This window comes from Nocardia sp. NBC_00565, from assembly GCF_036345915.1.
Lineage (GTDB): Bacteria > Actinomycetota > Actinomycetes > Mycobacteriales > Mycobacteriaceae > Nocardia.
On the sequence record NZ_CP107785.1, the window covers coordinates 6,953,127 to 6,979,465 of the forward strand.

Annotated in this window: 26 protein-coding genes; 15 read left to right on the forward strand and 11 right to left on the reverse strand. The window is 66.3% G+C overall.

Annotation, left to right across the window (positions count from 1 at the left end; genetic code table 11):
• Positions 1–46: 46 nt before the first annotated feature.
• From OG874_RS31975 to OG874_RS31985, 3 genes are read right to left on the reverse strand one after another with little or no spacing between them, the layout of a single operon-like run.
• Positions 47–400, reverse strand: coding sequence for a UBP-type zinc finger domain-containing protein (locus OG874_RS31975; RefSeq protein ID WP_330250799.1), 354 nt, complete (start codon positions 398–400; stop codon positions 47–49).
• On the reverse strand, positions 400–1,914 hold the full coding sequence (locus tag OG874_RS31980; protein WP_330250800.1) for an ATP-binding protein: 1,515 nt from the start codon (positions 1,912–1,914) through the stop codon (positions 400–402). Before OG874_RS31980 ends, OG874_RS31975 begins: the two co-directional genes overlap by 1 nt.
• A 14-nt stretch (positions 1,915–1,928) precedes the next feature.
• Complete coding sequence (locus OG874_RS31985; RefSeq protein ID WP_330250801.1) at positions 1,929–3,596, reverse strand: FAD-dependent oxidoreductase; 1,668 nt, start codon at positions 3,594–3,596, stop codon at positions 1,929–1,931.
• Positions 3,597–3,605: 9 nt separating this feature from the next.
• Here OG874_RS31985 and OG874_RS31990 point away from each other — a divergent pair, with 9 nt between their 5' ends.
• Both OG874_RS31990 and OG874_RS31995 read left to right on the forward strand, forming a co-directional pair.
• A complete protein-coding gene (locus OG874_RS31990) occupies positions 3,606–3,785 on the forward strand; it encodes a hypothetical protein (protein WP_330250802.1) in 180 nt (59 codons plus the stop codon).
• A 246-nt stretch (positions 3,786–4,031) separates the two neighbouring features.
• Complete coding sequence (locus OG874_RS31995; RefSeq protein WP_330250803.1) at positions 4,032–4,484, forward strand: SRPBCC family protein; 453 nt, start codon at positions 4,032–4,034, stop codon at positions 4,482–4,484.
• A gap of 3 nt (positions 4,485–4,487) precedes the next feature.
• Here OG874_RS31995 and OG874_RS32000 read toward each other — a convergent pair whose 3' ends face one another.
• Positions 4,488–5,210 (reverse strand): aspartyl/asparaginyl beta-hydroxylase domain-containing protein, encoded by a 723-nt coding sequence (locus OG874_RS32000; RefSeq protein ID WP_330250804.1) that lies wholly within the window; start codon positions 5,208–5,210, stop codon positions 4,488–4,490.
• A 385-nt stretch (positions 5,211–5,595) separates the two neighbouring features.
• On the opposite strand from OG874_RS32000, the gene OG874_RS32005 reads away from it, so the two are divergent.
• From OG874_RS32005 to mnhG, 7 genes are all read left to right on the forward strand, one after another.
• The gene (locus tag OG874_RS32005; protein ID WP_330250805.1) at positions 5,596–6,954 is read left to right on the forward strand and encodes a hypothetical protein; all 1,359 of its coding nucleotides are present in this window, start codon (positions 5,596–5,598) and stop codon (positions 6,952–6,954) included.
• 111 nt (positions 6,955–7,065) lie between these two features.
• Entirely contained in the window at positions 7,066–9,921 is a 2,856-nt protein-coding gene (locus OG874_RS32010; RefSeq protein ID WP_330250806.1) for a Na+/H+ antiporter subunit A, read from the forward strand.
• The gene (locus OG874_RS32015) at positions 9,918–10,301 is read left to right on the forward strand and encodes a Na(+)/H(+) antiporter subunit C (protein ID WP_330250807.1); all 384 of its coding nucleotides are present in this window, start codon (positions 9,918–9,920) and stop codon (positions 10,299–10,301) included. The genes OG874_RS32010 and OG874_RS32015 overlap by 4 nt, the downstream gene beginning before the upstream one ends.
• Positions 10,298–11,914: a Na+/H+ antiporter subunit D gene (locus OG874_RS32020; protein ID WP_330250808.1), complete on the forward strand. Its 1,617-nt coding sequence runs from the start codon at positions 10,298–10,300 to the stop codon at positions 11,912–11,914. Before OG874_RS32015 ends, OG874_RS32020 begins: the two co-directional genes overlap by 4 nt.
• A complete protein-coding gene (locus OG874_RS32025) occupies positions 11,911–12,483 on the forward strand; it encodes a Na+/H+ antiporter subunit E (protein WP_330250809.1) in 573 nt (190 codons plus the stop codon). Before OG874_RS32020 ends, OG874_RS32025 begins: the two co-directional genes overlap by 4 nt.
• A complete protein-coding gene (locus OG874_RS32030; protein ID WP_330250810.1) occupies positions 12,480–12,740 on the forward strand; it encodes a monovalent cation/H+ antiporter complex subunit F in 261 nt (86 codons plus the stop codon). The genes OG874_RS32025 and OG874_RS32030 overlap by 4 nt, the downstream gene beginning before the upstream one ends.
• Positions 12,737–13,069 (forward strand): monovalent cation/H(+) antiporter subunit G, encoded by a 333-nt coding sequence (mnhG, locus tag OG874_RS32035; protein ID WP_330250811.1) that lies wholly within the window; start codon positions 12,737–12,739, stop codon positions 13,067–13,069. The genes OG874_RS32030 and mnhG overlap by 4 nt, the downstream gene beginning before the upstream one ends.
• A gap of 15 nt (positions 13,070–13,084) precedes the next feature.
• On the opposite strand, the gene OG874_RS32040 is transcribed toward mnhG, so the two are convergent.
• From OG874_RS32040 to OG874_RS32060, 5 genes are all read right to left on the reverse strand, one after another.
• Complete coding sequence (locus OG874_RS32040) at positions 13,085–14,377, reverse strand: DUF5933 domain-containing protein (RefSeq protein ID WP_442943447.1); 1,293 nt, start codon at positions 14,375–14,377, stop codon at positions 13,085–13,087.
• Positions 14,378–14,558: 181 nt separating this feature from the next.
• Positions 14,559–15,704, reverse strand: coding sequence for a glutamate--cysteine ligase (locus OG874_RS32045; RefSeq protein WP_330250813.1), 1,146 nt, complete (start codon positions 15,702–15,704; stop codon positions 14,559–14,561).
• Positions 15,705–15,718: 14 nt separating this feature from the next.
• Positions 15,719–16,405: a superoxide dismutase[Cu-Zn] gene (gene sodC / locus OG874_RS32050; protein ID WP_330250814.1), complete on the reverse strand. Its 687-nt coding sequence runs from the start codon at positions 16,403–16,405 to the stop codon at positions 15,719–15,721.
• A 129-nt stretch (positions 16,406–16,534) separates the two neighbouring features.
• The gene (locus OG874_RS32055; RefSeq protein WP_330250815.1) at positions 16,535–17,068 is read right to left on the reverse strand and encodes a LytR C-terminal domain-containing protein; all 534 of its coding nucleotides are present in this window, start codon (positions 17,066–17,068) and stop codon (positions 16,535–16,537) included.
• Positions 17,069–17,212: 144 nt separating this feature from the next.
• The gene (locus tag OG874_RS32060) at positions 17,213–17,560 is read right to left on the reverse strand and encodes a DUF3263 domain-containing protein (RefSeq protein WP_330250816.1); all 348 of its coding nucleotides are present in this window, start codon (positions 17,558–17,560) and stop codon (positions 17,213–17,215) included.
• A 254-nt stretch (positions 17,561–17,814) separates the two neighbouring features.
• Between OG874_RS32060 and OG874_RS32065 the strand changes: the two genes are divergently transcribed.
• From OG874_RS32065 to OG874_RS32075, 3 genes are read left to right on the forward strand one after another with little or no spacing between them, the layout of a single operon-like run.
• Entirely contained in the window at positions 17,815–18,405 is a 591-nt protein-coding gene (locus tag OG874_RS32065) for a peptide deformylase (RefSeq protein ID WP_330250817.1), read from the forward strand.
• Positions 18,398–19,390: an N-acetylglutamate synthase, CG3035 family gene (locus tag OG874_RS32070; protein WP_330250818.1), complete on the forward strand. Its 993-nt coding sequence runs from the start codon at positions 18,398–18,400 to the stop codon at positions 19,388–19,390. The genes OG874_RS32065 and OG874_RS32070 overlap by 8 nt, the downstream gene beginning before the upstream one ends.
• A gap of 54 nt (positions 19,391–19,444) precedes the next feature.
• The gene (locus OG874_RS32075) at positions 19,445–20,260 is read left to right on the forward strand and encodes an exodeoxyribonuclease III (RefSeq protein ID WP_330250819.1); all 816 of its coding nucleotides are present in this window, start codon (positions 19,445–19,447) and stop codon (positions 20,258–20,260) included.
• 99 nt (positions 20,261–20,359) lie between these two features.
• On the opposite strand, the gene OG874_RS32080 is transcribed toward OG874_RS32075, so the two are convergent.
• Positions 20,360–22,279, reverse strand: a complete 1,920-nt coding sequence (locus tag OG874_RS32080; RefSeq protein ID WP_330250820.1) for an acyl-CoA dehydrogenase — start codon at positions 22,277–22,279, stop codon at positions 20,360–20,362.
• Positions 22,280–22,396: 117 nt separating this feature from the next.
• Between OG874_RS32080 and OG874_RS32085 the strand changes: the two genes are divergently transcribed.
• From OG874_RS32085 to fahA, 3 genes are all read left to right on the forward strand, one after another.
• Positions 22,397–23,023 (forward strand): TetR/AcrR family transcriptional regulator, encoded by a 627-nt coding sequence (locus OG874_RS32085; protein ID WP_330250821.1) that lies wholly within the window; start codon positions 22,397–22,399, stop codon positions 23,021–23,023.
• A 166-nt stretch (positions 23,024–23,189) separates the two neighbouring features.
• Positions 23,190–24,434, forward strand: a complete 1,245-nt coding sequence (locus OG874_RS32090) for a homogentisate 1,2-dioxygenase (protein ID WP_330250822.1) — start codon at positions 23,190–23,192, stop codon at positions 24,432–24,434.
• Positions 24,431–25,615, forward strand: coding sequence for a fumarylacetoacetase (fahA, locus tag OG874_RS32095; RefSeq protein WP_330250823.1), 1,185 nt, complete (start codon positions 24,431–24,433; stop codon positions 25,613–25,615). The genes OG874_RS32090 and fahA overlap by 4 nt, the downstream gene beginning before the upstream one ends.
• A gap of 8 nt (positions 25,616–25,623) precedes the next feature.
• On the opposite strand, the gene OG874_RS32100 is transcribed toward fahA, so the two are convergent.
• On the reverse strand, positions 25,624–26,313 hold the full coding sequence (locus OG874_RS32100; protein ID WP_330250824.1) for a TetR/AcrR family transcriptional regulator: 690 nt from the start codon (positions 26,311–26,313) through the stop codon (positions 25,624–25,626).
• Positions 26,314–26,339: the final 26 nt, after the last annotated feature.

The window sequence follows — 26,339 nt, forward strand, 5'->3', positions numbered from 1 at the left end:
TGGGATCGGGTGGGTGTCATGGAGCCTCCACGACGATCCCTGATGATCAGTGGATATGCGCCTGCCAGTCGGCGGGCACCCGGCCGCGCGGGCCGGGCGTCGGCTGATCCGCCGGGTGGTGGTGCGGCGGGGCGAGTTCCGGTCCGCCGCTGTACATCTCGTCGGAGCGGAAGTCGAAGAACCAATCCTCGCCCGGCTCATAGCTCTGGATGAACGGATGCCCGCTCTCCTTCGCGTGCTTGGAGGCGTGCTGCGCCGGTGAGGTGTCACAGCAGCCGATATGCCCGCACTGCGCGCATCGGCGCAGGTGCACCCACCAGCCTTGGTTCGCTTCGCATTCCACGCAGCCGGTCCCGCTCGGCGCGACCGCCGGGTCGATGCCATCCAACTCCTGTGTCATCACTGACCTCCTGCATTGGCTTCGGATTGCGCCTGATTGTCGCCGGACTCGGTGCCTTCTTCCTCGGGACGGTGCAGCGGCAGCCATACCGTGAATCGCGTATCGCCCGGCTCGGAGTCGAGCTGGATATCGCCGCCGTGCTTGTTCACCACGATCCGGAACGAAATGTCCAGGCCCAGACCGGTACCCTCGCCGACCGGCTTGGTGGTGAAGAACGGTTCGAAGATGCGGCTGCGCGTCGCGGCGGGCACGCCCGGCCCGGTATCGCCGATTTCGATGACGGCGCAGTCGTTTTCGTGCCGGGTGCGGATGGTCAGCGTGCCCTGACCCTGCATCGCGTAGACCGCGTTGTCGATCAGGTTGGTCCACACCTGGTTCAATTCCGCCGCGTAACAGGGCACCTGGGGCAGCGTGCGGTCGTACTCCTTGACCACCCGCACGCCGTCGCCGATCTTGCGGCTGAGCATCACCAGCGTGCTGTCGAGCAGGTCGTGGATGTCGACCACCTGGAACGGCGCCCGGTCCATCTGCGAATACTGTTTGGCCGCACCGATCAATGTGGAGATCCGCGTGGTCGAGTCGGCGATCTCGTTCATCAGCAGTTCGGTCTCGATGGTGTAGTTCAGCCACCGGATCGCACCTTGGAACACCTGCTCCTGGCAGTCCTCCAGGGTGGCCGAAACCCTTTCCAGCCAATCGATATCGAAACCGGCCTGCACGAAATTCGGTGCCAGATTCCAGCTGTCATCGATGCCATGATCGTCCAGCCATTCGCTGAGCAGATCCTCGCGCTCGGAGGCCTCCAGCGTGGTGAGCTCGGGGGCCTTGGCGACCTGGGCCGCGGCCTCCTCCTGCAGACGCACCAGCGCCTCCAGCGACGCCGTATCGAATTTGCCCTGCGCCATCATCGCCAGCTTGTGCCGCATACCCGCGATCCGGTCGCGCAGACCGGAGGTGGCGCGCACCGCGGCGGCGGCCGGGTTGTTCAGCTCGTGGGTCAGACCGGCCGACAGTGAGCCGAGCGCCAGCAGGCGTTCGCGCTGGGCGATCCGCTCATTGCTCTTGCGGTTGCCGAAGAAAGCGCCCTCGAGCAGGTGCACGGCCATCGGGAACCAGTCGTGCATCATCCGCGCGAAGGCGCCTGCGTCGAGGACGAAGAACCGCGACCTGCGGGTCACGTACATCGAGCCGTTATAGGTCTGGTCGACCTTGTCGCCGAGGTAGGCGGTCCACGCGCCCGCGTAGGAGCCGCGGTAGTCGGTGCGCGTCGTCTCGATCTCCGTGCCGCCCGACAACTTGGTGAGCTGTACCTCACCGTCGATCATCACGTAGAAGCAGGTCGCCGCATCGCCCTCGCGGAAGACCAGCCCCGGCTCGATGATCTCGATGCGGCCATCGGCGCACAGCAGCTCCACCTGTTCGTCGGTGAGCTTTTCGAAGAGGAAGAGGCTGCGCAGTTCCGCCGGATCGCAGACCAAATGGCTGCGGCGATCCGCTGTGTCCTTCGAATTCATGGTCCAGCCTCCTATCACGCCAGGTAGCGGTGCACGAGCATGACCGCCATCGCACCCTCGCCGACTGCCGAGGCCACCCGCTTCGCCGAATCGGCGTGTACGTCGCCCGCCACGAAAACCCCGGGGACGCTGGTCTCCAGGTGGTGCGGCGGTCTGGGTAGCTCCCAGCCCACGGGCCTGATCCCGTCGACGAGCAGATCGGGACCGGCGAGCACATAGCCCGCCTCGTCCCGTTTGACCACGCCGTCGAGCCAGTCGGTCTGTGGTGCGGCACCGATGAACAGGAACAACCGTTCCGCCTCCGCTTTTTCTTCCGTACCGGCCTCGCTATTGCGCAGCACGATCCGCTGCAGGTGGTCGTCGCCGTCGGCGGCGGTCACCTCGGTACTGGTATGCACGCGGATATTCGGTATCTGCGCGATCTGCTGGATCAGATAGTGCGACATGGACTTCTCCAGTGAATCCGAGCGGACCACCAGATGCACCATGCGCGCGTTGCGGGACAGGAACACCGCCGCCTGGCCCGCCGAATTCGCCCCGCCGACGATGTAGACATCGTGGTCGGCGCATTCGGAGGCCTCGGTCATGGCCGAGCCGTAATAGACACCGCGCCCGGTGAAGTCGTCGACGCCCGGCGCGGGATGACGCCGGTAGTCCACACCCGTCGCGATGATCACGGTGTGCGCGCAGAGCCGTCCGCCGTCGGCGAACCGCACGGTGCGCGCGGACCCGTTCACCTCGAGCCCGACCACTTCGCGGGTGGTGATCACCTCGGCGCCGAACTTGGCGGCCTGCCGCCGCGCCCGGTCGGCCAGCTGCGCGCCGGACACGCCATCCGGGAAGCCCAAGTAGTTCTCGATCCGCGAACTCTGCCCCGCCTGTCCACCGGTCGCGGTGCGCTCCACCAGTACCGTGCGCAGGCCCTCGGACGCGCCGTAAACCGCCGCGCCGAGCCCGGCGGGTCCGCCGCCGACCACGATGAGGTCGTAGAAGTCGCCGGTCGGATTGGTGTTGAGGCCGACGCTCTCGGCGAGTTCACCGTCGCTCGGCTGCACCAGTGCCCGGCCGGTCGAGGTGATCACCACCGGACAGACATTGGGATCGGCGCCCGCCGCCTCCAGCAGCCGGGCGCCCTCCGGCTCCTCGGCGAGGTACCAGCGGTAGGGCAACTGATTGCGCGCCAGGAATTCCCGCACCTCCGAGGACCGCGGCGACCAGCGATTGCCGACCACCTTGGTCTCGGTCACCGGCCGGTGCTCGCTGCTGCGCCAGGCCTCCAGCAATCCGTCGAGCACCGGATACAGCTTCTCCTCCGGCGGGTCCCACGGCTTGAGCAGGTAGTGGTCCAGGTCGACGACATTGATCGCGTCGATCGCGGCGCTGGTGTCGGCATAGGCGGTCAGCAGCACGCGACGCGCGTAGGGGTGCAGGTCCATGGCCTGCTCCAGGAATTCGATGCCGTCCATGCCCGGCATCCGGTAATCGGCGATCAGCACCGCGACCGGCTGGCCGCGCAATTTCATCTCACGCAGCGCGTCGAGCGCGGCGGCACCCGATTCCGCACGCAGGATCCGGTAATCGGCCCCATAACGGCGGCGCAGGTCGCGGACGACCGCACGGGAGACCCCTGGATCGTCGTCGACGCTGAGAATGGCCGGCTTCGTAGCAGCGGGTGATGTCACCTATCGAGTATGGAACGTTCGTCAAACCCGATGCTCGCGCACCAAGTCGAGTTCGGTCTGCGTGAGCAGGCGTTCGAGTCGTTCTTCCTGAGCGATCGTGTGCGCGGAGCGTGGCGAGGCGGTGCCCCGCGGGGTTTCGGGTTCTATAGCGGGAAGCAGCGGAACCTGGTCCGCATGTCGACGATGTAGGAGCGAGCGCAGTTTCACGGCCGATCACCTCACGCTTGACGGAAAAGCTTGTGGCAGTGTCTGATGCTTCGTCTATCCGACATTGTGCGCGCGGCATTACAGCGCCCGGAGAACAAACCGCGAAAAAGTGACCCATTTGTCTTCCAACAGTCGCTGACTAGGATGTTGAAGAATCGTCGAGTCGTGCTAGTCGTAGCGACTACGTGCAGTCCGCTCGAAACAGCCAGCAGTTTCCCGGAGGCAGCGTTGCCGAAAAATATCGAAGCCACGATCGACATCGCGGCGCCCCCCGAACGGGTGTGGGCCGTCGTCTCCGATCTGCGGCGAATGCCAGAGTTCAGCCCGCAGTGCGTGCGGATGCTCGCGCTCGGTGCGCCGAAGGCGGGCACCTGGACGATCAACCTCAACACCGACGGCAAGAAGTACTGGCCGACGACCGCGCGCATCGTGCGTTATGAGCCCAACCAGGCCTTCGCGTTTCGCATCAACGAGAACCGCAGCATCTGGAGCTACACGCTGGAGCCGACCGCCACCGGCACCCGGCTGATCGAGCGCCGCGACGTGCCCAATGGCACCAGTTGGTTCTCCCGCCGGGCCATCAATGCCGCGATGGGCGGTGAGCAGCCGTTCGAGGCGGAGCTCGAGCGTGGCATGAAGGTGACGCTCGACAAGATCAAGTCCGTGGTCGAGGCGGCCTAGGCCTCAACTCGTATCGCCGGCCCTGGCGGTGAAGTTGCGTTCCCAAGCGCGGTGCTTGCGCCCGGCGTCCAGTACGAACGGTGAGATCGACGCCGCCCCGACAACAGCGTGATTGACCCATGACCCTGGAAAGCGGCAGGGGCGGCGCACATCCAGGAAGAGCACCACACGAGTGCTGTCGGCGTCGTTCCAGGCGCTGTGCTCGTAAGAGTCATCGAACAGCAGGCTTTCGCCCTCGCGCCAATGCCTCGTCTGCCCGCCGACCCGGATGCCGCACCGCTGTGGATCGGGGACACGCAGCCCCAGGTGGTAACGCAGCACCCCGTTCCACAGCCCGCGGTGCGGCGGGATGTGTTTGCCGGGCGTCAAGATGGAGAACATCGCCGTGACGAGCCCCGGTACCTGGTCGAGCAGCGCCGCGGTCTGAGGGCAGCGGGCCCGGTTGGCCTCCGACCGGATGCCGTAGGCGCAGAAGAAGAAGGTGCGCCAACGTTCGTCGGAGATCGCGGCCACGTCGCTGGAAATCTCATGAAAGGCAGGCAGGTCATCGCAGTGGACCAGCACAGAGTCCAGCTCCGCTCGGATGGTCCGCCAGTTCTGCTCCAGCGGACGCGGCCACGAAAACTGGCCGGGATCCAGGAAAGGCTCCGTGCTGACGAGGGATGTATGAGCCACCAGCCGCTCGAGCGGAGACAGGAGCCGCATCGCGGCGTCACGCGTGGCCATAACTGTGAGGATAAGGGCGAGATTGCTCGCCCATATGTCCGACACGAGGACATGCCGTGGCGTTCGAATGTCCGGCGCCGCCGCTGGTCAGGAGCTAGGCCGCCGTGATATCGGCGCCATCGGAAACACGCGCGGCCGAACATGATTCAGGCCCGATCCGCGCACGACGGACCGGGCCTGTTGGTCGTATATGAGCGACGGGCTCCAGGTCGGCAGTATCCCGTACTGATCACAGAGTTCGGCCCGGCGACGACTGACCGATCCCGGCACCCGCGGGCAGCCCTCTGGCGCACATCGAAAGCAAGACTGATAGCTGTTATCGATCAATTGAAACCTCGATAATCGGCATCTTCCTGCGGTTTGCGCAAATGGACATGATCGGGCGATGTGGTCGCAATCACTGGATCCCGGCGCGGCCACGGGTAAGTTCGGCGAGGTGCACAAGATCGGTAATGCGGTCGACACGGCCACGGCCTTCTTCGGGGCCGCGGTCGCGGGCGTCGCACTGTTCTTGCCGATCAACTTCAGTTGGACCGCCGACAGCTCGCCGTATCGGATGGCCAGCCTCAACAACAGCGTGCCGCGCGGGGCCGCGATCGGGGTGATCGTCGCCGTTTCCGTTGCCGTGCTGGTGACCACCTTCAGCAAACCGGTGGCGGCGTGGGCGGTGGCGCTGTGCGGCGCGATCGTCATGGATATCAATCACTTTGCCGGACGCCATGTTTCCTCGGCCGACACGCTGACGACGCAGAACTATCTGGATGCGGTCCTGGCCGGCGTGCTACTCGGCGCACTGGGCGCGGCGGTGCTACGCAGGCCTGGTCCGGCGGCCGGATTCGCCATCGGCGGCGCGGGCTTCTTCGTCTACGGCGACCTGGCCGAGCTGTTGGAGATCTCCGATGACGACCCGTACTCGGTGCTGGAGACGCCACCGCGCTGGCTCATCGGTGTCGCGGTGGTGTTGCTCATCATCAGCACCCTGCGCAACCGGTCGCGCCCCAAGGAGCCACATCCGCCGCGGATGGCCGTCGAACTTCCGGTGACGCCGATCCTGGCCTCGATGGTGCTGGCGCTGGTGATCCTGGCCATTACCGAATGGCTGGCGCGGCAGTATCAGCACGCGCCCAATGTCAGTCATGCCGTCGAGATCGGCATGGCGGTCGCCGCAACCGTCATCGCCGCCACCGCCGCGGCCATGCTGCTGCCCGGCCGGGACGGTTCCGGGGTGTATCTCGCGGTGAGTCTGGTCGCCGCCGCCGATGCCATCGGCGGCGACCCGCGGCCGGGTTGGAGCGTCGCCGCGCTGATCGTGCCCACCGCCGTCGGGCTGTTGATCGGGATCCGCCTGCCCTCGATGTTCCTCGCCAGCTTGCTGATCGCCGGGCTCACCGTCTTCGCGATGGTGAAATCCGCACACGACCACCGCTATCTGATCGCGGCAGGCACCGCCACGCTCGCCTTGACGGCCGGTTACTGCTGCGGCGCCGCCCGCCCCCGTTACGCCCCGAGCGGGGTGCTGGCCATCTCGGCGCTGTATCTGCCGTCGATCATTACCGCATTGCCGCACAAAGGCGACGATTGGTCGACGAACGAGGGGGTCGACAACACCGGGATGGCGAGCCGGACCGCGCTCGCGATCACCATCGGCTCGGCCATCGGTTTGGCGGTGCTGCGCCGATTCCGGCCGCGCAACCGACCGAAACCGGATCGACCCGTCGAAGGCGAAACGTTAGCGGACATATAGCCAGATCGTGCGAACATGGCCGACGCCATACCCGCTCGCCCGATGGAAGCCCCAGGCTCCGCGTAAGATCATTCGGAATCACCCCGCCGCACCGACTCGACGGAGTGCAGTTTGCTCGTAATCCTGCTCGCGCTCGCGATAGCCGCCCTGGCGGCACCCTTGTGCGTGTGGGCGTTGGGGCGCAACGGTTTCTACGTGCTCGCGCTGGTACCGTTCGGCTGCCTCGGCTGGGTGATCGCGAATTGGAGTAGTACACAGCGGGTTCGGGTCAGCTGGGCACCGAGTATCGGGATGAATATCGACCTGCGCTTCGACTCGCTGGCCGCGATCATGTCGGCGCTGGTGCTCGGCATCGGCACGCTGATTCTGGCCTACTGCGCCCGGTATTTCGAGGACGACGAGCCGCGGCTGGGGGTGTTCGCGGCGCAGCTGGTCGCCTTTGCCGGTGCCATGTTCGGCTTGGTGACCAGCGACAATATGTTGCTGCTCTTCGTATTCTGGGAAATGACGACGGTGCTGTCGTTCCTGTTGGTCGGCCACAATGCCGAGCAGGCGGTCAGTCGCCGGGCCGCGATCCAGGCGCTGCTGGTGACCGGCGCGGGCGGACTGGCGATGCTGGTCGGGATCGTCATCCTCGGTCAGGTGAGCGGCAGCTATCTGCTGTCGGATCTGCTGGCGGCACCGCCGACGGGCGTCGCGGTCGACGTCGCGGTGGCGCTGCTGCTGATCGGGGCGCTGAGCAAATCGGCGATCGTGCCGCTGCACTTCTGGTTGCCGGGTGCGATGGCCGCGCCGACACCGGTCAGCGCGTATCTGCACGCGGCGGCCATGGTGAAGGCGGGGGTGTATCTGGTGGCCCGCCTCGCTCCGGTGTTCGCGAGCAGCCCGGCCTGGCATCCGCTGATCCTCACCCTCGGCGTGGCGTCGATGGTGCTCGCCGGATTGCGATCGCTGCAAGTGACCGATCTGAAGCTGGTGCTCGCCTTCGGCACGGTGAGTCAGTTGGGTTTTCTGATCCTGCTGGTCGGGCTCGGCACTCCGGATGCGGCGCTGGCCGGGGCGACGCTGATCGTCGCGCACGCGTTCTTCAAGGCCTGCCTGTTCATGGTGGTCGGGATCATCGACCACGGGGCCGGGACGCGCGATCTGCGGGAGTTGTCGGGGCTCGGGCGGAAAGCGCCGGTGTTGTGCGGGGTCGCGGTGCTGGCCGCGCTCAGCATGGCCGGGATACCGCCGATGCTCGGGTTCGTCGGCAAGGAGAGTGCGCTGGGCGCGGTGCTGGATGCGGATATCCTCGCCGACCCCGCGAGGGTCGCGTTGGCCGCGGGGGTGGTGCTCGGATCGATGCTGACGGTCGGCTACAGCGCCCGGTTCGTGTGGGGAGCCTTCGCGGACAAAGATCTGTCGCCACGTCACGTGGATGGCGGGGATCGGGACCAGACGGCAGATCATTGGCATGCGCCGGGAGCGCTGTTCTCGGCCGCGCCCGCAGTGCTGGCGGTGGGGAGCCTGGTCGCGGGCCTGGCCGCACCATGGATGGACTCACTGCTGAATCCATATGCGAAAACCCTTCCGGGCGTGCTCGATTCACATCTGGCGCGCTGGCACGGATTCGATCTCCCACTGGCGCTGACGATTCTGATCATCGGTGTGGGCATCGTGCTGTTCCAGCTGCGCGCCCGTATCGGTGAGTCCGCGACGCTGCTCGGCAATGCCGACCGCGCCTACGATGCCACCCTGCGCGCCATGGACCGGCTGTCGCTGCGGATGACCGGCGCGGTGCAGCGCGGCTCACTGCCGTTGAGTCAAGCGACGATCCTGGTGACGCTGATTCTGCTGCCGACGGTGCTGCTCGCGGTCGGCACCCGCACCGGAATCCGCCTGCGCCTGTGGGATTCGCCGTTCCAGGCCGCCATCGGCGCGATCATGATCGCCATGGCGCTCTGCGCGACCGTCCTGCGCAACCGGTTGGCCAGCGTTCTGGTCGTCGGCGTCACCGGTTACGGCTGCGGTGTGATCTTCGCGCTGCACGGCGCACCCGATCTGGCACTCACCCAATTCCTGGTCGAGACACTGACTTTGGTGATCTTCGTGCTGGTACTGCGTGCCTTCCCCGCCGAGATCGAAGAAAGCCGCAAGACCGCATTCAAAGTGCGTCGCGCGATCCTGTCCGCGCTGGTCGGCGCGACGGTCGCGGTGCTGGCCGCCTTCGCCGTCACCGCGCGTTCGGCCGAGCCCATCTGGCACCTGATCCCCGATGCCGCATACACATTCGGCGGCGGCAAGAACGCGGTCAATGTCCTGCTCGTCGATATCCGGGCCTGGGACACCCTGGGCGAGATCTCGGTACTCGTCGTCGCGGCGACCGGTGTCGCGTCGCTGGTGTTCCGTAGTCGGCGCTTCGGCAGCGCGCCGCGCGCGGTGGACGCCCCGAACTACGACCCGGACCTGGTGAGCTGGCTGCCCGCGGGCAGGTTGGTGGATCGGCGCGACCGGTCGATGGTCCTGCAGATCACCACCCGGCTGGTCTTCCCGACCATCATGGTGCTCTCGGTGTACTTCTTCTTCTCCGGCCACAATGCCCCCGGCGGCGGATTCGCGGGTGGGCTCACGGCCGGGCTCGCGCTGACGCTGCGTTATCTCGCGGGCGGCCGCTACGAACTCGGCGAGGCGCTGCCCGTCGACGCCGGACATCTGCTCGGCGCCGGGCTGGCGCTGGCCGCCGGGACCGCGGCCAGCTCGCTGGTACTGGGCGCGCCGCCGCTGTCCTCGGCGACCGTTGCGGTGACGCTGCCGGTGATCGGGCACGTCAAGGTGGTCACCGCGCTGTTCTTCGATCTCGGCGTCTATCTCATCGTGGTCGGGCTGGTCCTGGACGTGCTGCGCAGCCTCGGCGCCCGCCTGGACAGCGAACTGGCCAGCACCGATGGCGACGCATCCGACTCGGTACGAGGAGGATTCCAGTGAGTGCGAATCTGACCCTGCTGATCCTGATCGGGATTCTCGTCGCGTGCGGGGTGTATCTGATCCTCGAACGTGCCGTCTCGAAGATGCTGCTCGGCATGATCCTGTTCGGTAATGCGGTGAATCTGCTGATCCTCACCGTCGGCGGTCGCGGTGGCCGGCCGCCGATCCGCGGCGAGGCCGAGCACACGGGTGCCGAAACGGCCGATCCGCTCGCACAGGCGATGGTGCTCACCGCGATCGTGATCACCATGGGACTGGCGGCTTTCGTGCTCGCCCTCGCCTACCGCTCCTACATCCTCACCACCACCGAGGACGTGCAGAACGACCCGGAGGACGTCGAGGTCGCCACCCGGCGCGAGGGAGAGGATCCGGAACGTTGAGTGATCTGCTGCCCACACTGGCACCGCTGCCGGTCCTGGTGCCGTTGCTCGGGGCCGCAGGCACGCTGGTCTTCGGGCGCCAGCCGCGCATCCAGCGTCTGGTCATGTTGGTCCTGCTGGCCGCCGTGGTCGTCATCTGCGCGCTGCTGCTCTATCTGGTCGATCGCGATGGCACCACCGCGCTCCAGGTCGGCGGCTGGGGCACCCCGATCGGCATCACACTCGTAGTCGACCGGCTCTCCGCGACCATGCTGCTCGTCTCCTCGATCGTGCTGCTCGCGGTCTCGACCTACGCTGCAGGCCAGAACATTCGCGACGGTGACGACCGCCAGCCGACCTCGATCTATCGGCCCACCTATCTCGTGCTGACCGCCGGTGTTTCGGCCGCGTTCCTGGCGGGCGATCTGTTCAACCTGTTCGTCGGCTTCGAAATCCTGCTCGCCGCATCGTTTGTGCTGCTCACCGTCGGCGCGACCGCGGACAGGATCCGGGCCGGCATCGCGTATGTGATGGTCTCGATGGTGTCGTCGCTGATCTTCCTGACCGGCATCGCGCTGGCCTACGCGGCCACCGGAACGCTGAATCTGGCCCAGCTCGCGGTGCGCATGGGCGAGGTGCCCAACGGTATTCGGATGGCCGTCTACGCGGTGCTGCTGGTGGCCTTCGGCATCAAGGCGGCGGTGTTCCCGCTATCGAACTGGCTGCCCGACTCCTACCCCACCGCACCCGCGCCGGTGACCGCCGTCTTCGCGGGCCTGCTGACGAAAGTCGGCGTGTACGCGATCATCCGGACGCATACCCTGCTGTTCCCCGATGGCGGCTTCGACAACATCCTGCTGGTCTGCGGTCTGCTCACCATGCTGATCGGTATCTTCGGCGCGATCGCGCAGAGCGATATCCGACGGCTGCTCTCGTTCACTCTGGTCAGTCACATCGGATACATGGTCTTCGGCATCGGACTCGGCAGCGCCGCTGGGCTCGCCGGCGCGGTGTTCTATGTGGCGCACCACATTCTGGTGCAGACCTCGCTGTTCCTGGTGGTCGGGCTGATCGAGCGGCAGGCCGGATCGGTGTCGCTGCGCAGGCTCGGCGGTTTGGCCGCGGCGAGTCCGCTACTGGCCGTGCTGTTCCTGGTGCCCGCGCTGAATCTCGGTGGTATACCGCCATTCTCGGGATTCATCGGCAAGGTCGCGCTGCTGCAGGCGGGCGCGGCCGACGGCCGTGTGCTGGCCTGGGTACTGGTGGCGGGTTCGGTGGTGACCAGTCTGCTCACGCTGTATGCCGTCGCGCGCGTGTGGAGCAAGGCGTTCTGGCGGCCGCGCACCGAAGCGCCGGAGGGACATCTCACCGCGGCGAAACCGCCGACGCTGGTGGAGGATTCGACCGATGTGCTCTATGACGAGCGAACCGATCCCGGACGGATGCCGCTGCTGATGGTGCTGTCGACGACGGCGCTGGTGGTGGTCGGGCTCTGCCTCACCGTCTTCGCCGGACCGATCCTGCGCATCGCGGATCGCGCGGCGACCGACCTGAGCGATCCCGCGGTGTATATCGGTGCGGTGCTCGGTCATTCGGATGCCGATCATCCCGTGGCGAGTAAGGGGGCGAAATGAGCCCGACGCGAAAATGGCTGCCGGGCCGAGCGTCGGCCGTACGCGTCGGCGTGCTGTTGTGGCTCACGATCGTGTGGTTGACGCTCTGGGGCGATCTCAGTGTGGGCAATCTGGTGGCCGGTCTCGGGGTCGGCACACTGATCATGCTGACCTTGCCGCTGCCCCGGGTACCCGTGTCCGGGCGGCTGCATCCACTGGCACTTGCCGAATTGATCGTCGTCAGTTCGTATTACGCGCTCGAATCCAGTCTGCAGGTGGCCTGGTTCGCGATCCGCCCCGCACCGCCGCCGGTCTCCGGTGTGCTGCGGGTGAATATGAGCATGAAATCCGATCTGGTGCTGGTGTTGTGCGCCGATGTGCTCAATCTGATTCCGGGCACGATGGTGCTCGAGATCGACCGCGAGCGCTGTGTCTTCTACGTGCACGTCCTGGATGTGAGCAGCGAGGCGGCGGTCGACACGTTCTACCGGACCACCCGACGCCTGGAACGGCTGCTCATCTCGGCATTCGAGCGCCCCGCCGAATGGCGTTCGACCAGAACTACTGCCAACCCGGAGGTGAACCCATGACCGTCGTCGCCATCGTGGCGGGCATCATGCTGATGGCCGCCGGCGTGATCGTCAGCTACCGCATCCTCGCCGGACCGAGCACCCTGGACCGCGTCGTCGGCATCGACTCGCTGATGGCCATCGCCGCATCCGGGCTCGCGGTCTGGGCCGCCTACAGTGACGACACCACGGTCGTGCCCGCCATCGTCGCGCTGGCGCTGGTCGGCTTCCTCGGCTCCGCCGCGGTCTCCCGCTTCCGAGTCAGGGACGACGTATGAACCTGTGGCAGGTGGCCTCCGGCGTCCTCATCCTGACCGGCGCGACGCTCGCCCTGACCGCGTCGATCGCCATCGTGCGCTTCCCCGACACCCTCTCGCGCATGCACGCCGCCACCAAACCCCAAGTGGTCGGGCTGATCCTGGTACTGGAGGGTGCGGCTATCCAACTCGGCGGCCACGGCAACATCTGGTTGCTCTTCCTGGTCGGCCTGTTCACCCTGGTGACCGCGCCGGTGGTCGCCCATCTGATCGGGCGCACCGCCTACCGCGAACAGCGCTATCGCGATGGACTGCTGCGCGTCAACGAGCTTCGCGACGACAACCTTTGAGGGCAGGGAAGCCGGTCAGGACCGGGTCGACAGCACCGGAGTCTCATCCACCGCCACCGTCTCCTGCGCTCCCGCGAACCACGTCGCGTGGAACGCCGCGGCCATCGCGGCCAGCACCGCGAGCACAATCGTCCCCGCCAGCACCGGGTATTCGGCCATCGAGACCGCGAGATAGCGGAAGGCGAGCAACAGCGTGGTGAGGATCACCGCGCCGAACAAGACCAGCCGCACCCGGAACCAGCCCCAGCCGCGTTCGGGATCACGCAGCGCGGATTCGATGGTCAGGCACAGCACCGCGCCGGCAACGAGGTCGACGCCGTAGTGATAGCCGAAGCCGAGGGTCGCGGTGAGGGTGCCGACCAGCCAGAACGCGCCGAGGCTGCGCAGCCACAGCGGGGCCTTGGAGCCATCGGTGTCGCAGCGGGTGTGCACGAAGACCGAAAGCGCCCATGCGGTGTGCATCGAGGGCATGCAGTTGCGCGGGGTGAAGGAGTCGAACGGCAGCGGCGCCGGGTTGCGGTCGATCGGGGGGACGACGCCGGGCCAGAAGTTGCTCACCTGCAGGCCGTGGCCGTCCGCGCCGAAGGCGAACATCGGGCCGACGACCGGGAAGATCACATAGATGACCGGACCGAGCAGTCCGAGCACCAGGAAGGTGCGCACCAGATAGTGCGTCGGCCAGACGCCGGTCGACACCACCCGCCGCAACTGCCATACCGCGACGACTATCGCGGCCACTGGAAGCTCGATATAGACCCAGTGCAGCACCGCGTAGACGGCCGGTCCCAGCGCGTCCACCACCCGGCCCATCACCCAGGAGGGATCACCGAGCGCGTGGTCGGCCAGCGCCACGTAGATGTCGTAGACCTGCGGACGGCTGACCACCGTGATGTGCAGCCACACGTCACCGACCTTGGTGGCCAGGACGAGCAGAGCGCCGAGGGCGGCGGCGTGCAGTGCGTTGCGCCGCTGCGCCCCGCTCCAGCGGAACCCGGCGACCAGCGCCAAGCCGGTGAGCACGAGCGTCGGCCCGTTGCCGATGGCGAACGATTCGCCGCTCAGCAGTCGAATGCTCGCCCACACCGCGTCGATTCCGGCCGCGATACCGACTGCGATCATCCGGCGGCGCTGCGAGATGCCGACCAGGGCCAGAATCAGTCCGGCCCATGGCACGGACATGGATTTCGGCGTGCCGACGTAGTCGTGCCACAGGCTGCCGAGCGGGCCCTCGAAATCGTGCCCGATCGATCCCACCTGCAGGGCGATGAGCAGTACCGGCACCGCCGCGATCGCGGTTACGACCCAGATCCGAGATCGCGGCACACGCGTCCGTTCGGCGACACTGCCACCGCCGACCTTTGCGCGCGACCTGCGAGCAATCGCTACGGGATGTCCCGGATCTTCGACAAGCACGTCGACCATAGTAAACGGGATATGAACGCCATCCCCCTGGCCAGTTGAACGTCAGCCGACCTGTTCGAGCCTCAACCTACTGGTCGAGCTCCTTGACCAGGGCGTCCACCACCGCGACCAGGTCGCCCTGGGTGCTCGCGGCCACCTTGCGCTGCCGCTGGTAGGACGCGCCGCGCTGCGGAATCTCCGCGACGAAGGCGAGTTCGTCCGCACAGCCGAGCCGCTTGGCCGTCGGCTCCAGCCGCTGCAGCAGATCCATCAGATCATCGGTGACCAATCGCTCATTGCTGTCGTCGTCCACGATGATGATCGCGTCCAAGCCGTAGCGCGCCGCGCGCCACTTGTTCTCCTGGACATGCCACGGCGGAATGGTCGGCAGCGTTTCGCCGTTATCGATGCGCTGATCGAGATCGACGATCAGGCAGTGGATGAGCGCGGCCACCGCCGCCAGCTCGGCGCGAGTCGAGAGGCCATCGCAGACGCGCACCTCGATGGTGCCCCATTTCGGCGCGGGACGGATATCCCAATGCATGCCGCCGAGCTGCTCGAAAACCCCGGTCTTCATCTGGTCGTGCACGAAACACTCGAACTGCGCCCAGTTTTCGAACTGGAACGGCAGACCGGCGGTGGGCAGCTGCTGGAACATCAACGTCCGGTTGCTGGCGTAGCCGGTATCCGCGCCCGCCCACATCGGCGAGGACGCGGACAGCGACAGCAGATGCGGATACGACAGCAGCAGCGAGTTCAGGATCGGAAAGACCTTCTCGCGGTGCGAGACTCCGACGTGCACGTGCACGCCCCAGATCATCATCTGGCGGCCCCACCACTGGGTCCGATCGATCAGCTCGTCGTAATGCACCGAGCGCGTGAGCTGTTGGGCCGACCACTGGGCGAACGGATGGGTGCCCGCACAGAACAGATCGACACCGAGCGGATCGGCCGCGCGGCGCACCGTGTCCATGGTGCCGCGCAGATCCTCGACCGCCTCACCGACGGTGTTGTGCACACCGGTGACGAGTTCCACTGTGTTGCGCAACAATTCCTTGGTGACCTGCGGTGTGCCGTCGTAGGCGTGTAGATCACCGAGCGAATCGAACACTGCCGCAGCGGTATTCGACAGATCGCGGGTCACCTTGTCGACGAGCGCGATCTCCCACTCGATACCGATGGTCGGCCGGGGCGAGCCCGGGAAGGGAACCCGCGTGTTTGCTGTCCCGGCCATATCGGTGAACCTTGCTACTGGATGACGCCGCAGGCGACGCGGCCACCCGCATCGCCCGTCGCAAGAGTGGTTTCGTCCGGACCGGCAACGCCGTCGGCGCGGACATAACGGTTGGGGATATTGCCGAAGTTATCGGCGTCGGCGTGGATCATCAAGGCCTTGCCCTTGATGTCGTCCAGGGTCACCGCATCGGTGGTGGTGACCAGTTTGGCCGTACCGTCCGTACGGACCTCGAGCGAAGTCAGATCGCCGCTGGCCGGGTGCGCGTTGGCGCTGCCGACCTGCAGGTGGCCACCAGCCGAGAGGAAGTCACCGGCCGGACCGCCGGTGGGCGCGACCGAGCTGGCCTCACACTTGCCGATCTGATGGATGTGCAGGCCGTGGAAGCCCGGACGCAGTCCGTGCGCCTCGACAGTGAATTGCAGGTGGTTGCCGTCCTTGGTGATGTTCGCGACGGCGACCGAGGAGCCTGCGGCGTCCTTCAGGTCGACCTTCACCCCGGGGTTCGCGCCGGGGGAGCCCGTCTCCGTGCCGAACTCGCTGGCCGGCGGTGCGGACGCGCCGGTCCATACGGGGGGCGTGGTTCCCTGGACGTCGCTCGACTCCTGACTGTTCGAACAGGCAGCGAGGCCGAAGACCGCGACAGCGAGCACCGGGGTCACAGTCCGCCAGGACGGGCGACGAGATGTGGACGGGGCCATCGGGGGAACTCCTTTACGAGTACCGAGTTTACGAGTAAAGCTGGGTGGGCACGTTCGTTACCGGACAAGATGATGCCACGCCCGCCGTGTCACGCCGTGACAGGCCCGTGTCGCGGCCAGCCGCGCCCGTCAGTTACCCGTGACGACCACGGTGACACCCGAACCCGAGCTATCGGTGCGCGGTTCGGCGCTGGCGCCCAGTTCATCCGCTATCGCCAGCGCGGCTTCCTTCTCGCCGGAGCTATTGCCGTAGTACACAGTCGTTTTCGTGACATTGGGGCCCGGATAGTTCCCGACCTCGGCGACCGTCCAGCCGTTGGCGGTGAGCTCGCTCGCGGTGCGTGCGGCCAGTCCGGCAACGGTGCTGTTGTTCAGAACCCGTACCGGCACCGCACGATTCGCGGTGCTGGTCGTCGGGGTCGTTGTCGCCGCCGACGACTTGGTGGTCGTCGACGTCGAACCGGCGGTGGTGGTCGCCGCGACGGTGGTCGTGGCGGCCTGACCGGGCGGGGTGGTCGTGGATTCACCCGCACCCGAGGTATCGGAATCCGAGCTCGATAACGACATCGCGCCGAGTCCGGCGAAAACGATGGCCAGCGCGATCAACACCATCGCCAGCGCGCGCAACGGCGGCCCGCCGGAGGTGGGATTCGGGTAGCTCACGGGCGCGCCTCGCTGACGCTCGGCTCCGCCGTGCCTATTGGCGCTGTGTCGATGGTTCGCTCGCTGCGCTCGCTCACGTCAACGACCCTAGCCGCAAAGCGGGCCCTTTGGTCGCCGCGCGGGCTCCGCTCTCACGGCGGTGCCTCATACCTGGAAGCCGAGCCTCCGAGCGGCTCGCGCCTTCTGCCTGCTCGCCCGCAGTCGGCGCAACCGCTTCACCAGCATGGGATCGGCGGCTAGCGCCTCCGGCCGATCCACCACCGCGTTGAGTACCTGGTAGTACCTGGTCGGCGACATGCCGAACAGCTCACGAATGGCCTCTTCCTTGGCGCCGGCGTATTTCCACCATTGCCGTTCGAAGGCCAGAATGTCGTGCTCACGACGGCTGAGACCGTCATTGTCACCCGCTACCTGCTGGGCCGCGGTGACATCTTCGCTCGCAGAAGGGCCGTCCTGGATCGCGGAAAGATTCCGAGCCGCTGCGCCGTCCATCTTGCTCCCTCGTCGAGTAAAACCACCAGACGAAAAATGATGCTTGTACGTCGCGGATCATTCAACCACGGGCCAGCGGGATCGCCGCACCTTCGTTTCGGCGTGTTCCCTGTGTCCAATTGCGGCGTTCGCGGGTCTCTCCGTGGTTACGCTCCGCTACCGCCTCCGAGCCCGTCGCTCGCGCCGGGCTGGCCGGTAGCGAGTCGCAACGACGTTGGTTCCGGCCCGCGAACGGCATCGGCAATAATTGCCCCATGGCAATCCTCCCCATCGTGATCGTCGGTGACCCCGTACTGCACAACCCGACCGAGCGGGTCACCCAAACGCCGGAGGAGCTGGCCGAGCTGATCGCGGATATGTACGAGACGCTCGATGCCGCCAACGGCGTCGGGCTGGCGGCCAACCAGGTCGGCGTGCCGCTGCGACTGTTCGTCTACGACTGCCCCGATATCGATGCGAAGGGGTCGGCCGTGCGGCGCAAGGGCGCGGTGATCAATCCGGTGCTGGAGACCTCGGAGATTCCGGAGACCATGCCCGATCCCGACGACAACGACGAGGGCTGCCTATCGGTGCCGGGCGAGCAGTTCCCCACCGGCCGCGCCGAATGGGCGCGCGTCACCGGGATCGATGAGCAGGGCAATCCGGTCGATATCGAGGGCAAGGGCTTCTTCGCGCGCATGCTGCAGCACGAGGTCGGGCATCTCGACGGCTATGTTTATGTGGATGTGCTGGTCGGCCGCAATGCGCGGGCGGCCAAGAAGGCGATCAAGCGGAATGGTTGGGGCATACCGGGACTCAGCTGGATCCCCGGGACGGTGCCCGATCCGTTCGGACACGATGACTGACACCGCAGACTCGGGTTCCGGGGGCGATATCGCGCTCGGCCGTCGGGTGGTGCTGCGCTATCGGTTGCCCGCGGGTTATCCACAACCGCTCACCGATGTTATCGGCGAACTGGTTTCGCTGGACCCGCCGACCGTGCGCGCCGCGGACGGTCAGGTGGTTTCGGTCGCGCGTGATCGCGTGGTGGCGATGAAAGCGTTGGGGCCGAGGCCGATTCGGACCAGGGAGATCCGGGCGCTGGAGGCCGCTGCCGCGAACGCCTGGCCCGGTATCGAACAGGCCTGGATCGACGGGTGGCTGTTGCGCGCCGGAAACGGATACACCAATCGCGCCAATTCCGCTGTGCCACTGGGTAGCTCGGACGGTCCGGCGGCAATCGGCGCGGAGACGCTGCACCGGATCGGCGAGTGGTACACCGCGCACGGTTTGCCGGTACAGCTCGCACTGCCCGATCGACTTGCCCCGCTGCCGCCGGGCTGGCGCAGTTGGCAGGAGACCCGGCTGCTGGCCATCGATATCGAGAATTTCGTCCTGCCCCAGGGCCCGCCGATGGTGCGCATCACACCGACGCCCGACCAGTCCTGGCTGGATATGCACCGCTACGGCGGCAACGACCCAGCGACACACGATGTTTCACCGCCGCAACCGTTGGCGGAGGTATTGGCCGCGGTGCACGACGGCGAGTTGGGATTCGCCACACTCGGCCTGCCCCAACCCATCGCCATCGGCCGTGGTGCGCTCACCACCGCATCCGACGGCCGTCGCTGGATCGGCCTGACCTGCGTCGCGGTGGCGAGCGAGCACCGCAGGCACGGACTGGGCTCACTGATCTGCGCGGAGCTGATCCGCTGGGGCGCCGACCGCGGCGCCACCCATGCCTACCTGCAGGTCGAGGCCGAGAACACCGGGGCCATCGCGCTGTACGACCAACTCGGCTTCCTCGACCATCACGGCTATCGATATGCCACGCCGGACGGCCCTCGCTGAACCACCGGTCCTGCGGTAGAACAGACCTATACCCCATTGTGAAGGAAGGCATCCGTGCGTCTCGCGACCTGGAACGTCAACTCGATCCGCTCCCGCATCGACCGCGTAGCGGAGTTCCTCGACCGCCAGGACATCGACGTACTCGCCATCCAGGAAACCAAGTGCCGAGACGACCAGTTCCCCTTCGAACGTTTCGATGAACTCGGCTACGAGGTCGCGCATTTCGGACTCAACCAGTGGAACGGTGTGGCCATCGCCTCCCGCATCGGCCTCGACGACGTCGCGCAGGCCTTCCCGGACCAGCCAGGCTTCGATAAGGATGCGGGCGAATCCCTGCTCAGCGCACCGATTGTCGAGGCTCGCGCGATCGGCGCGACCTGCGGCGGAATCCGCGTATGGAGCCTCTACATCCCGAACGGCCGCACCCTCGACGACCCACACTATGCCTACAAACTCGACTGGCTCGCCACCCTGCGGGCCGACAGCGCCCGCTGGCTCGCCGACGTCCCCGACGCCCAGATCGCCCTCGTCGGCGACTGGAATATCGCCCCCACCGACGACGACGTCTGGTCCGTCGAATTCTTCGCCGACAAAACCCACACCTCCCAGCCCGAACGCGACGCCTTCAACGCCTTCCTCGACACCGGCTTCGCCGACATCATGCGTCCCTTCGCCCCCGGCCCCGGCGTCTACACCTACTGGGACTACACCCAGTTGCGCTTCCCCCGCAAAGAAGGCATGCGCATCGATTTCATCCTCGGCTCCCCCACCCTCACCGCCCGCGCAAAGGACGCCTTCGTCGACCGCGAGGAACGAAAAGGCAAGGGCGCCAGCGACCACGCCCCGGTAATCGCCGAATTCACCGACTAGGAGCTGGTGTCATCGCCAGCTTCCACGAGGTCGTGGTACGCGACATCTCCGGCCCGAAGCTGTCGGATGGATCGCTCGAGATGACGGGCGAGCCGCGGACTAGGGGTTCATTTCGTACCCGCCCGCGTGCGCACGCGCCTGAGCGAGCACCTGTTCGAAGCGCGCCTGGTCGGCAATCGGTCGCCGGATCAGGTCCAGTGACCTGGTCTGTTGCGGCTTGGTTGCGGCGGGCTTGGTGTGCAGAGTCAGTGCGTTCTTGGAGAATTCGCGGACGAAGGCGTCGAAGATCTGGTCCAGGACGGGCGTGCTGGTGCCCTCGATTTCGGCTTGCTCGAGGATCAGCTGGGCGTAGGGGACCGCCGTGAAGAGCTCGCCGAGGGCGAAGAGGAAGTCGACGTCGCGTTGCTGGGCGGCGGTTGGGGCGGCGGCGGCCAGGAAGGTCTGGAAGGCGAGGGCCTGCTCCAGGAAGACCGCGACGTTCGGTACGTGCGTAAACTTCTCGAAGACCGGACGCCAGTCGCGGAACCGGATGCGGCCGAGGCCGCTGCTCGGACCCTGCCGGAACAGGAATTCGTCATCGGCGGCATCGCGCCGGGTCGGGACCGGCGCGTAGTCCGCGCCCGCCAGCTCCTTGCGCAGCTTCGGCACCGCCGCCCCGGCGCGCGGCGCGAGCCGACGACTCGACCAGCTCAACGCACCCGATACCGCGCGCACCGTGCCCTTCGGCGCGACCGCGGCGCCGGGCAGATATCGCAGGGCGGCCAATCCGGCATCGGCCGGATGGAACATGTAGTTGGCCATGAACTTCAGCGACAGCGCCATATTCACGTGCACGGTGCCTTCGAGGCGCGGCAGGCCGAAGAGCCCGAGCATCGCCATCGGGAAGTACATATCGTTCTCGAAGCCGCGGGCCGCGATTACATCCGCGAGATCCTCGGTGATCCGCTGCCCCTGCCTCGTCACGGTCATCTTCTCGATGGCGTTGAACAGCAGATAGCGACGGTCATCCGGAGAGGCAGAGCGCAAGTAGTCGATGGCCCGCTCGCTGTAGAGCTTCATGCCGAGCAGCCGCGCGTAGGAGTCGGTCATCAGCGAGCGCACCTGCGGGAATTCGGTTACCCGGTGCCCGAACAGGATTCGATTCTCGGCATGCGTAATCGCCTCGTAGAAGGCGTGTTCACACGCGCCGACCGCGCCGAAACCGAGATTGAACTTGCCGACATTCACGGTGTTCATCGCGGCATGGAACGCACTCTCACCGCGGTGCAGGATGTCTTCCTCGGCAACCGGATATTTCTCCAGATCGAAGGCCGCCACATACATCTGGCTGTCGACGACATTGCGGCGCAACTTGTAGTTCTTGTGCTTGCTATCGGCGACGAAGAACAGATACCCCTCGTAATCTTCTTGCGTCGGCTTACTTTCCAGCGCCTTGGCGCTGTCGATGATCGGCTTATCGGACCGGCGACCGAACACCGAAACCATGCCCGCCAGATTCCCGTTGCCGATGTAATGCTTACTCCCCGAAGCGGTGTAGCCGTCGCGCTCGGGAGTTAGCACCATATCGGTGGAGTAGACGTCGGCGCCGTGGTCCTTCTCGGACAGACCGAAGGCGAAGATCTCACCGGAATCCAGCAGCGCCGCCGCCTTCTGCTTCGCGGCCTTGTTCTCGCTCTGCCAGATCGGGCCGAGCCCGAGAATGGTGACCTGCCAGACGTACCAGTAGGACATGCCGTAGAAGCCGAGGATCGTGCTCATCATGGCGATCCGGCCGGTATCCCAGCGCTTGTTCGGATCACCGTTCGCCTCGGCCGCCGGGGTGAGGAAGGTCGCGAACACCCGCTCGCGCTTCACGAAATCGAGGAAGTCGGAGTACCAGATCCGCTCCCGGTCGTCATGCTTCAACGCCGCCTTGCCCCTGGCCTCGAACCACTCCACGGTGGCGCGCAACAGCCTGCGGGTCTCCGCGTCGAACTCGGCGAACTCGCAGGTCTTCGGGTTGAACAGGGTTTCGGTCATCAATGACTCCTCGGCTGCTCGGCGATTTCATTCATGACTGTAGCATTATTGTTCACTCATGTAGGAATTTGATCTTCAGGCTCAGGACCTGCGCGAACCCCTGATATCTTGGTGCCTATGGGTAGCGAGACGGCCGTGCAACCACGGCAGCGGGCACAGCATTTGGGTCCCGAGCGCCGCCGCCCCCAGGTCCTCGACACCGCGCTGGCGATCGCGGTGGAGCACGGCATCGCGGCGGTCACCATGGCCGCGATCGCCGAGCGGATGAAAGTCACCCGGCCCGTCGTGTACGCCTGCTTTCCCGATCGCGTCGAACTGATCGAGGCACTCATCGAGCGCGAGGAAACCTTCCTCGTCGGCGGGCTGCTCGAGGTGCTGCCCCGCCGCGATGTCGACGCGGGCGAGACCGTCTTCATCGACGGCTTCCGCGCACTACTGGAGAAGGCGGCCGATCGACCCGACGCCTGGCGGCTGCTGTACGGCAATCCCGATCCGGCCGTTGCGGATTCGTTCGGACGCGGACGCAAACTCGCCGTCGAGCGCTGCACCATACTGCTGCGACCGACGTTGCGCGCGTGGGGCACCGAGAATGCCGAGCGCAAACTGCCGGCACTGGTGGAGCTGTGGGTATCGGCGGGCGAGGGCGCGGTCCGCACCCTGCTCGCCGGCTCGGGCGACTGGGATCCGCAGAGCCTGGGGGCCTTTGTCGGCGCGGCCGTCTACCGCGCGCTGCGGCATGCCTGAGCACCCGTCGGACGACTGACAATTGTTCAGCAGTCGGCTTCATCACTAGGCGAAATGCCGCTCAACCGGGTGATCCTCCGACAAAATGTCCACCGATCCGGCCGCTTTTCCAACCACCCGGCACTACGATGGAAGCAAATCCAGCGACCCGGCCGGAGGTGCGGTCATGGCGTTTTATCGGCAGGTTGGAGCGGTGCCACCGAAACGGCACACGCAGCATCGCGACGATCAGGGACAGCTCTATTACGAAGAGCTGATGGGCGAGGAGGGCTTCTCCGGCGATTCTTCACTCCTGTACCACCGCGGCCTGCCGCCCGCCATTGTCGACTCGACCGTATGGGAGCTGCCGGATCAGACCCTGACACCGAATCACCCACTGCGCCACCGACATCTGCGCCTGCACCAACTCTTCCCCGGCGACACCCCGGCCAGCACCGACCCGGTCACCGGCCGGCGGTTACTGCTCGGCAATTCCGACGTACGGATCTCCTATGTCGTGGCCAAGGGCGCCTCACCGCTGTACCGCAATGCGATCGGCGATGAGCTGGTGTACGTGGAATCCGGTACCGCCGTGGTCGAAACGGTCTTCGGCGCGATCCCGGCCCGGCAGGGCGACCAGGTCCTGATTCCGCGGGCGACCACCCATCGCTGGCTGCCGAGCGGCCCGGAACCGCTGTGCGCGTATGTGATCGAGGCCGCGAGCCATATCACCCCACCGAAGCGCTATCTGTCGAAATTCGGTCAGCTGCTGGAACATTCGCCCTACTGCGAGCGGGATCTGCACGGGCCGTGGGAACCGTTACTCGCCACCGGAACCGATATCGAGGTGCTGGTGAAGCACCGTCCCGGCGGTCGCGTGGTCGGCACCCGGATGATCTACGCGACCCATCCCTTCGATGTGGTCGGCTGGGACGGCTGCCTGTATCCGCTCACCTTCAATATCGCCGATTTCGAACCGCTCACCGGCCGCGTGCATCAGCCGCCGCCCGCGCATCAGGCGTTCGAGGGGATCAACTTCGTGGTGTGCAATTTCGTGCCGCGCAAGGTCGACTACCACCCGCTCTCGATTCCGGTGCCGTACTACCACTCCAATGTCGACAGCGACGAGATCATGTTCTATTGCGGCGGAAACTACGAGGCGCGTGGAGGTTCCGGGATCGGGCCGGGTTCGGTGTCGGTGCATCCCGGCGGCTATGCGCACGGCCCGCAACCCGGCGCGTACGAACGCAGCATCGGTATCGAATTCTTCGACGAACTCGCGGTCATGGTCGATACCTTCCGACCGCTCGAGCTCGGCGAGGGCGCGCTGACCTGCGAGGATCCCGGCTACGCATGGACCTGGTCGGGTCGCGGACCGCAGTCCGACGGCCACCGACGCCCGCCCGCGGACCAGCGCCGTGGTCCCGCATGAAAACGCGTATCGAAGTACCCGAGGACTCCCTTTTCGGTCCCGACAATCTCCCCTACGGCGTCTTCGCGCCCGAGGCCCAGGACTTGCGCGTCGGCGTCCGGATCGGCGAGCAGGTCATCGATCTTGCGGCGGCACTGGAGGATTCGGTATTCGCCGAGCCGAACCTCAACGCGTTCATGGCGCAGGGACCCCGCCGTTGGCGTGCGGTGCGCGACCGCGTCCGCGAGCTGGTGGATACCGAAATACCCACGGCGGCAGTCCATCTGCTCCGCGATGTGCGCACCACCTTGCCGGTGCGAATAGGTGACTACGTCGACTTCTACGCCAGTATCGATCACGCGACGAACCTCGGCCGACTGTTCCGCCCCGATTCCGAACCGCTGCTGCCCAATTGGCGGCATCTGCCGGTCGGGTACCACGGACGCGCGGGGACCGTGGTGGTCTCCGGGACCGATATCGTCCGGCCACACGGTCAGCGTCGAACATCGTCCGGCACACCGGATTTCGGTCCGTCACAGCGACTGGATATCGAGGCGGAGCTCGGCTTTCTGGTCGGGGTCGGCTCCGAACTCGGCACGCCCATCGACATCGAGGAGTTCGATGAGCACGTCTTCGGCGTCGCGCTGGTGAACGACTGGTCCGCACGGGATATCCAGGCGTGGGAGTATCAGCCGCTCGGGCCGTTCCTCGGCAAATCCTTCGCGACCTCGCTCTCGGCCTGGGTCACCCCGCTGGCCGCGCTCGAGGCGGCCCGCATACCGCTACCGGCGCAAACGCCCGAACCGCTCCCCTATCTCCGCCGCAGCAAGCCGTGGGGACTCGATATCGACTTGGCCGTGCGCTGGAACGGCCAAACCGTCGCGCACCCACCGTATTCCCGGATGTACTGGTCACCGGCGCAGATGCTCGCGCATCTCACCGCCAACGGCGCCGCCACCCGCCCCGGCGACCTCTACGCCTCGGGCACGATCTCCGGACCGGAGCCGGACCAGCGCGGCTCGTTCATCGAATTATCCTGGGGTGGAGCCGAACCCGTCGCCGTGAACGGTCTGCATCGCACCTTTCTGGAGGACGGCGACGAGGTGGTCATCACTGCCTCGGCCCCTGGACCGAATCGGCGGCGCATCGGTCTCGGCGAGGTCCGCGGGCGTATCTGGCGCGCCCACGAAGCGCATCGATGATGGGGTGATCAGCGCCCGGCGGCCACTCGGACACCGGCATCGACCACGGTGATGAACCGGATCAGATCCTCAGTGAGCGTATCGACCATATCGGGGGCGCCACCGTCGTCGTGATGGTGCAGCCAGTCCGCGACGAGTTCGAACATGCCGCCGATGGTGGCCAGCGCCAACGCGATTCGCCTGCGCTGCGCCTCCGGGTCGGCCGATTCCGCGCCGGACCACTGCCGGTCGAGGAAGGCCGCCGCCCAGCGCCGATTACCGCGCCGTTGCCGCTCCACAGCCGGTGAGATGCCGCCCGCCTCACCGAAGGTCACCCTGGCCAGCCGCGGATCGTCGGCGATGGCGTGTACAAAGGCGGCGATAATGGCCGCTGCGCGCTCCGGCCACGGCAGTTCGGCGGACACGGTGGCCGCCTCGATGGCCCGCTGCTGAATCTGCTCGGTGAGGTGGGTGAGCAGCGCGCCGTAGCACGCTTCCTTGCTGTCGAAATGGTCGTAGAAACCCTTGGTTCCGACGAAGGCGCGCTGACAGATCTGTTCGATCGACGTACCCGAAAAGCTTTGCTCGGCAAACAGTTCGGTGGCCGCGTCGAGCAGTTGACTGCGCCGTTGCGCACTGCGTTGCGCGGCGTCGAGGCCACGGATACGGCGCCGCGCCGGAGTCGGATCGGGCCGCGCGGCGGATTTGCTGCGGGTCATGTATCGACCATAGCCGGAGCAATTTC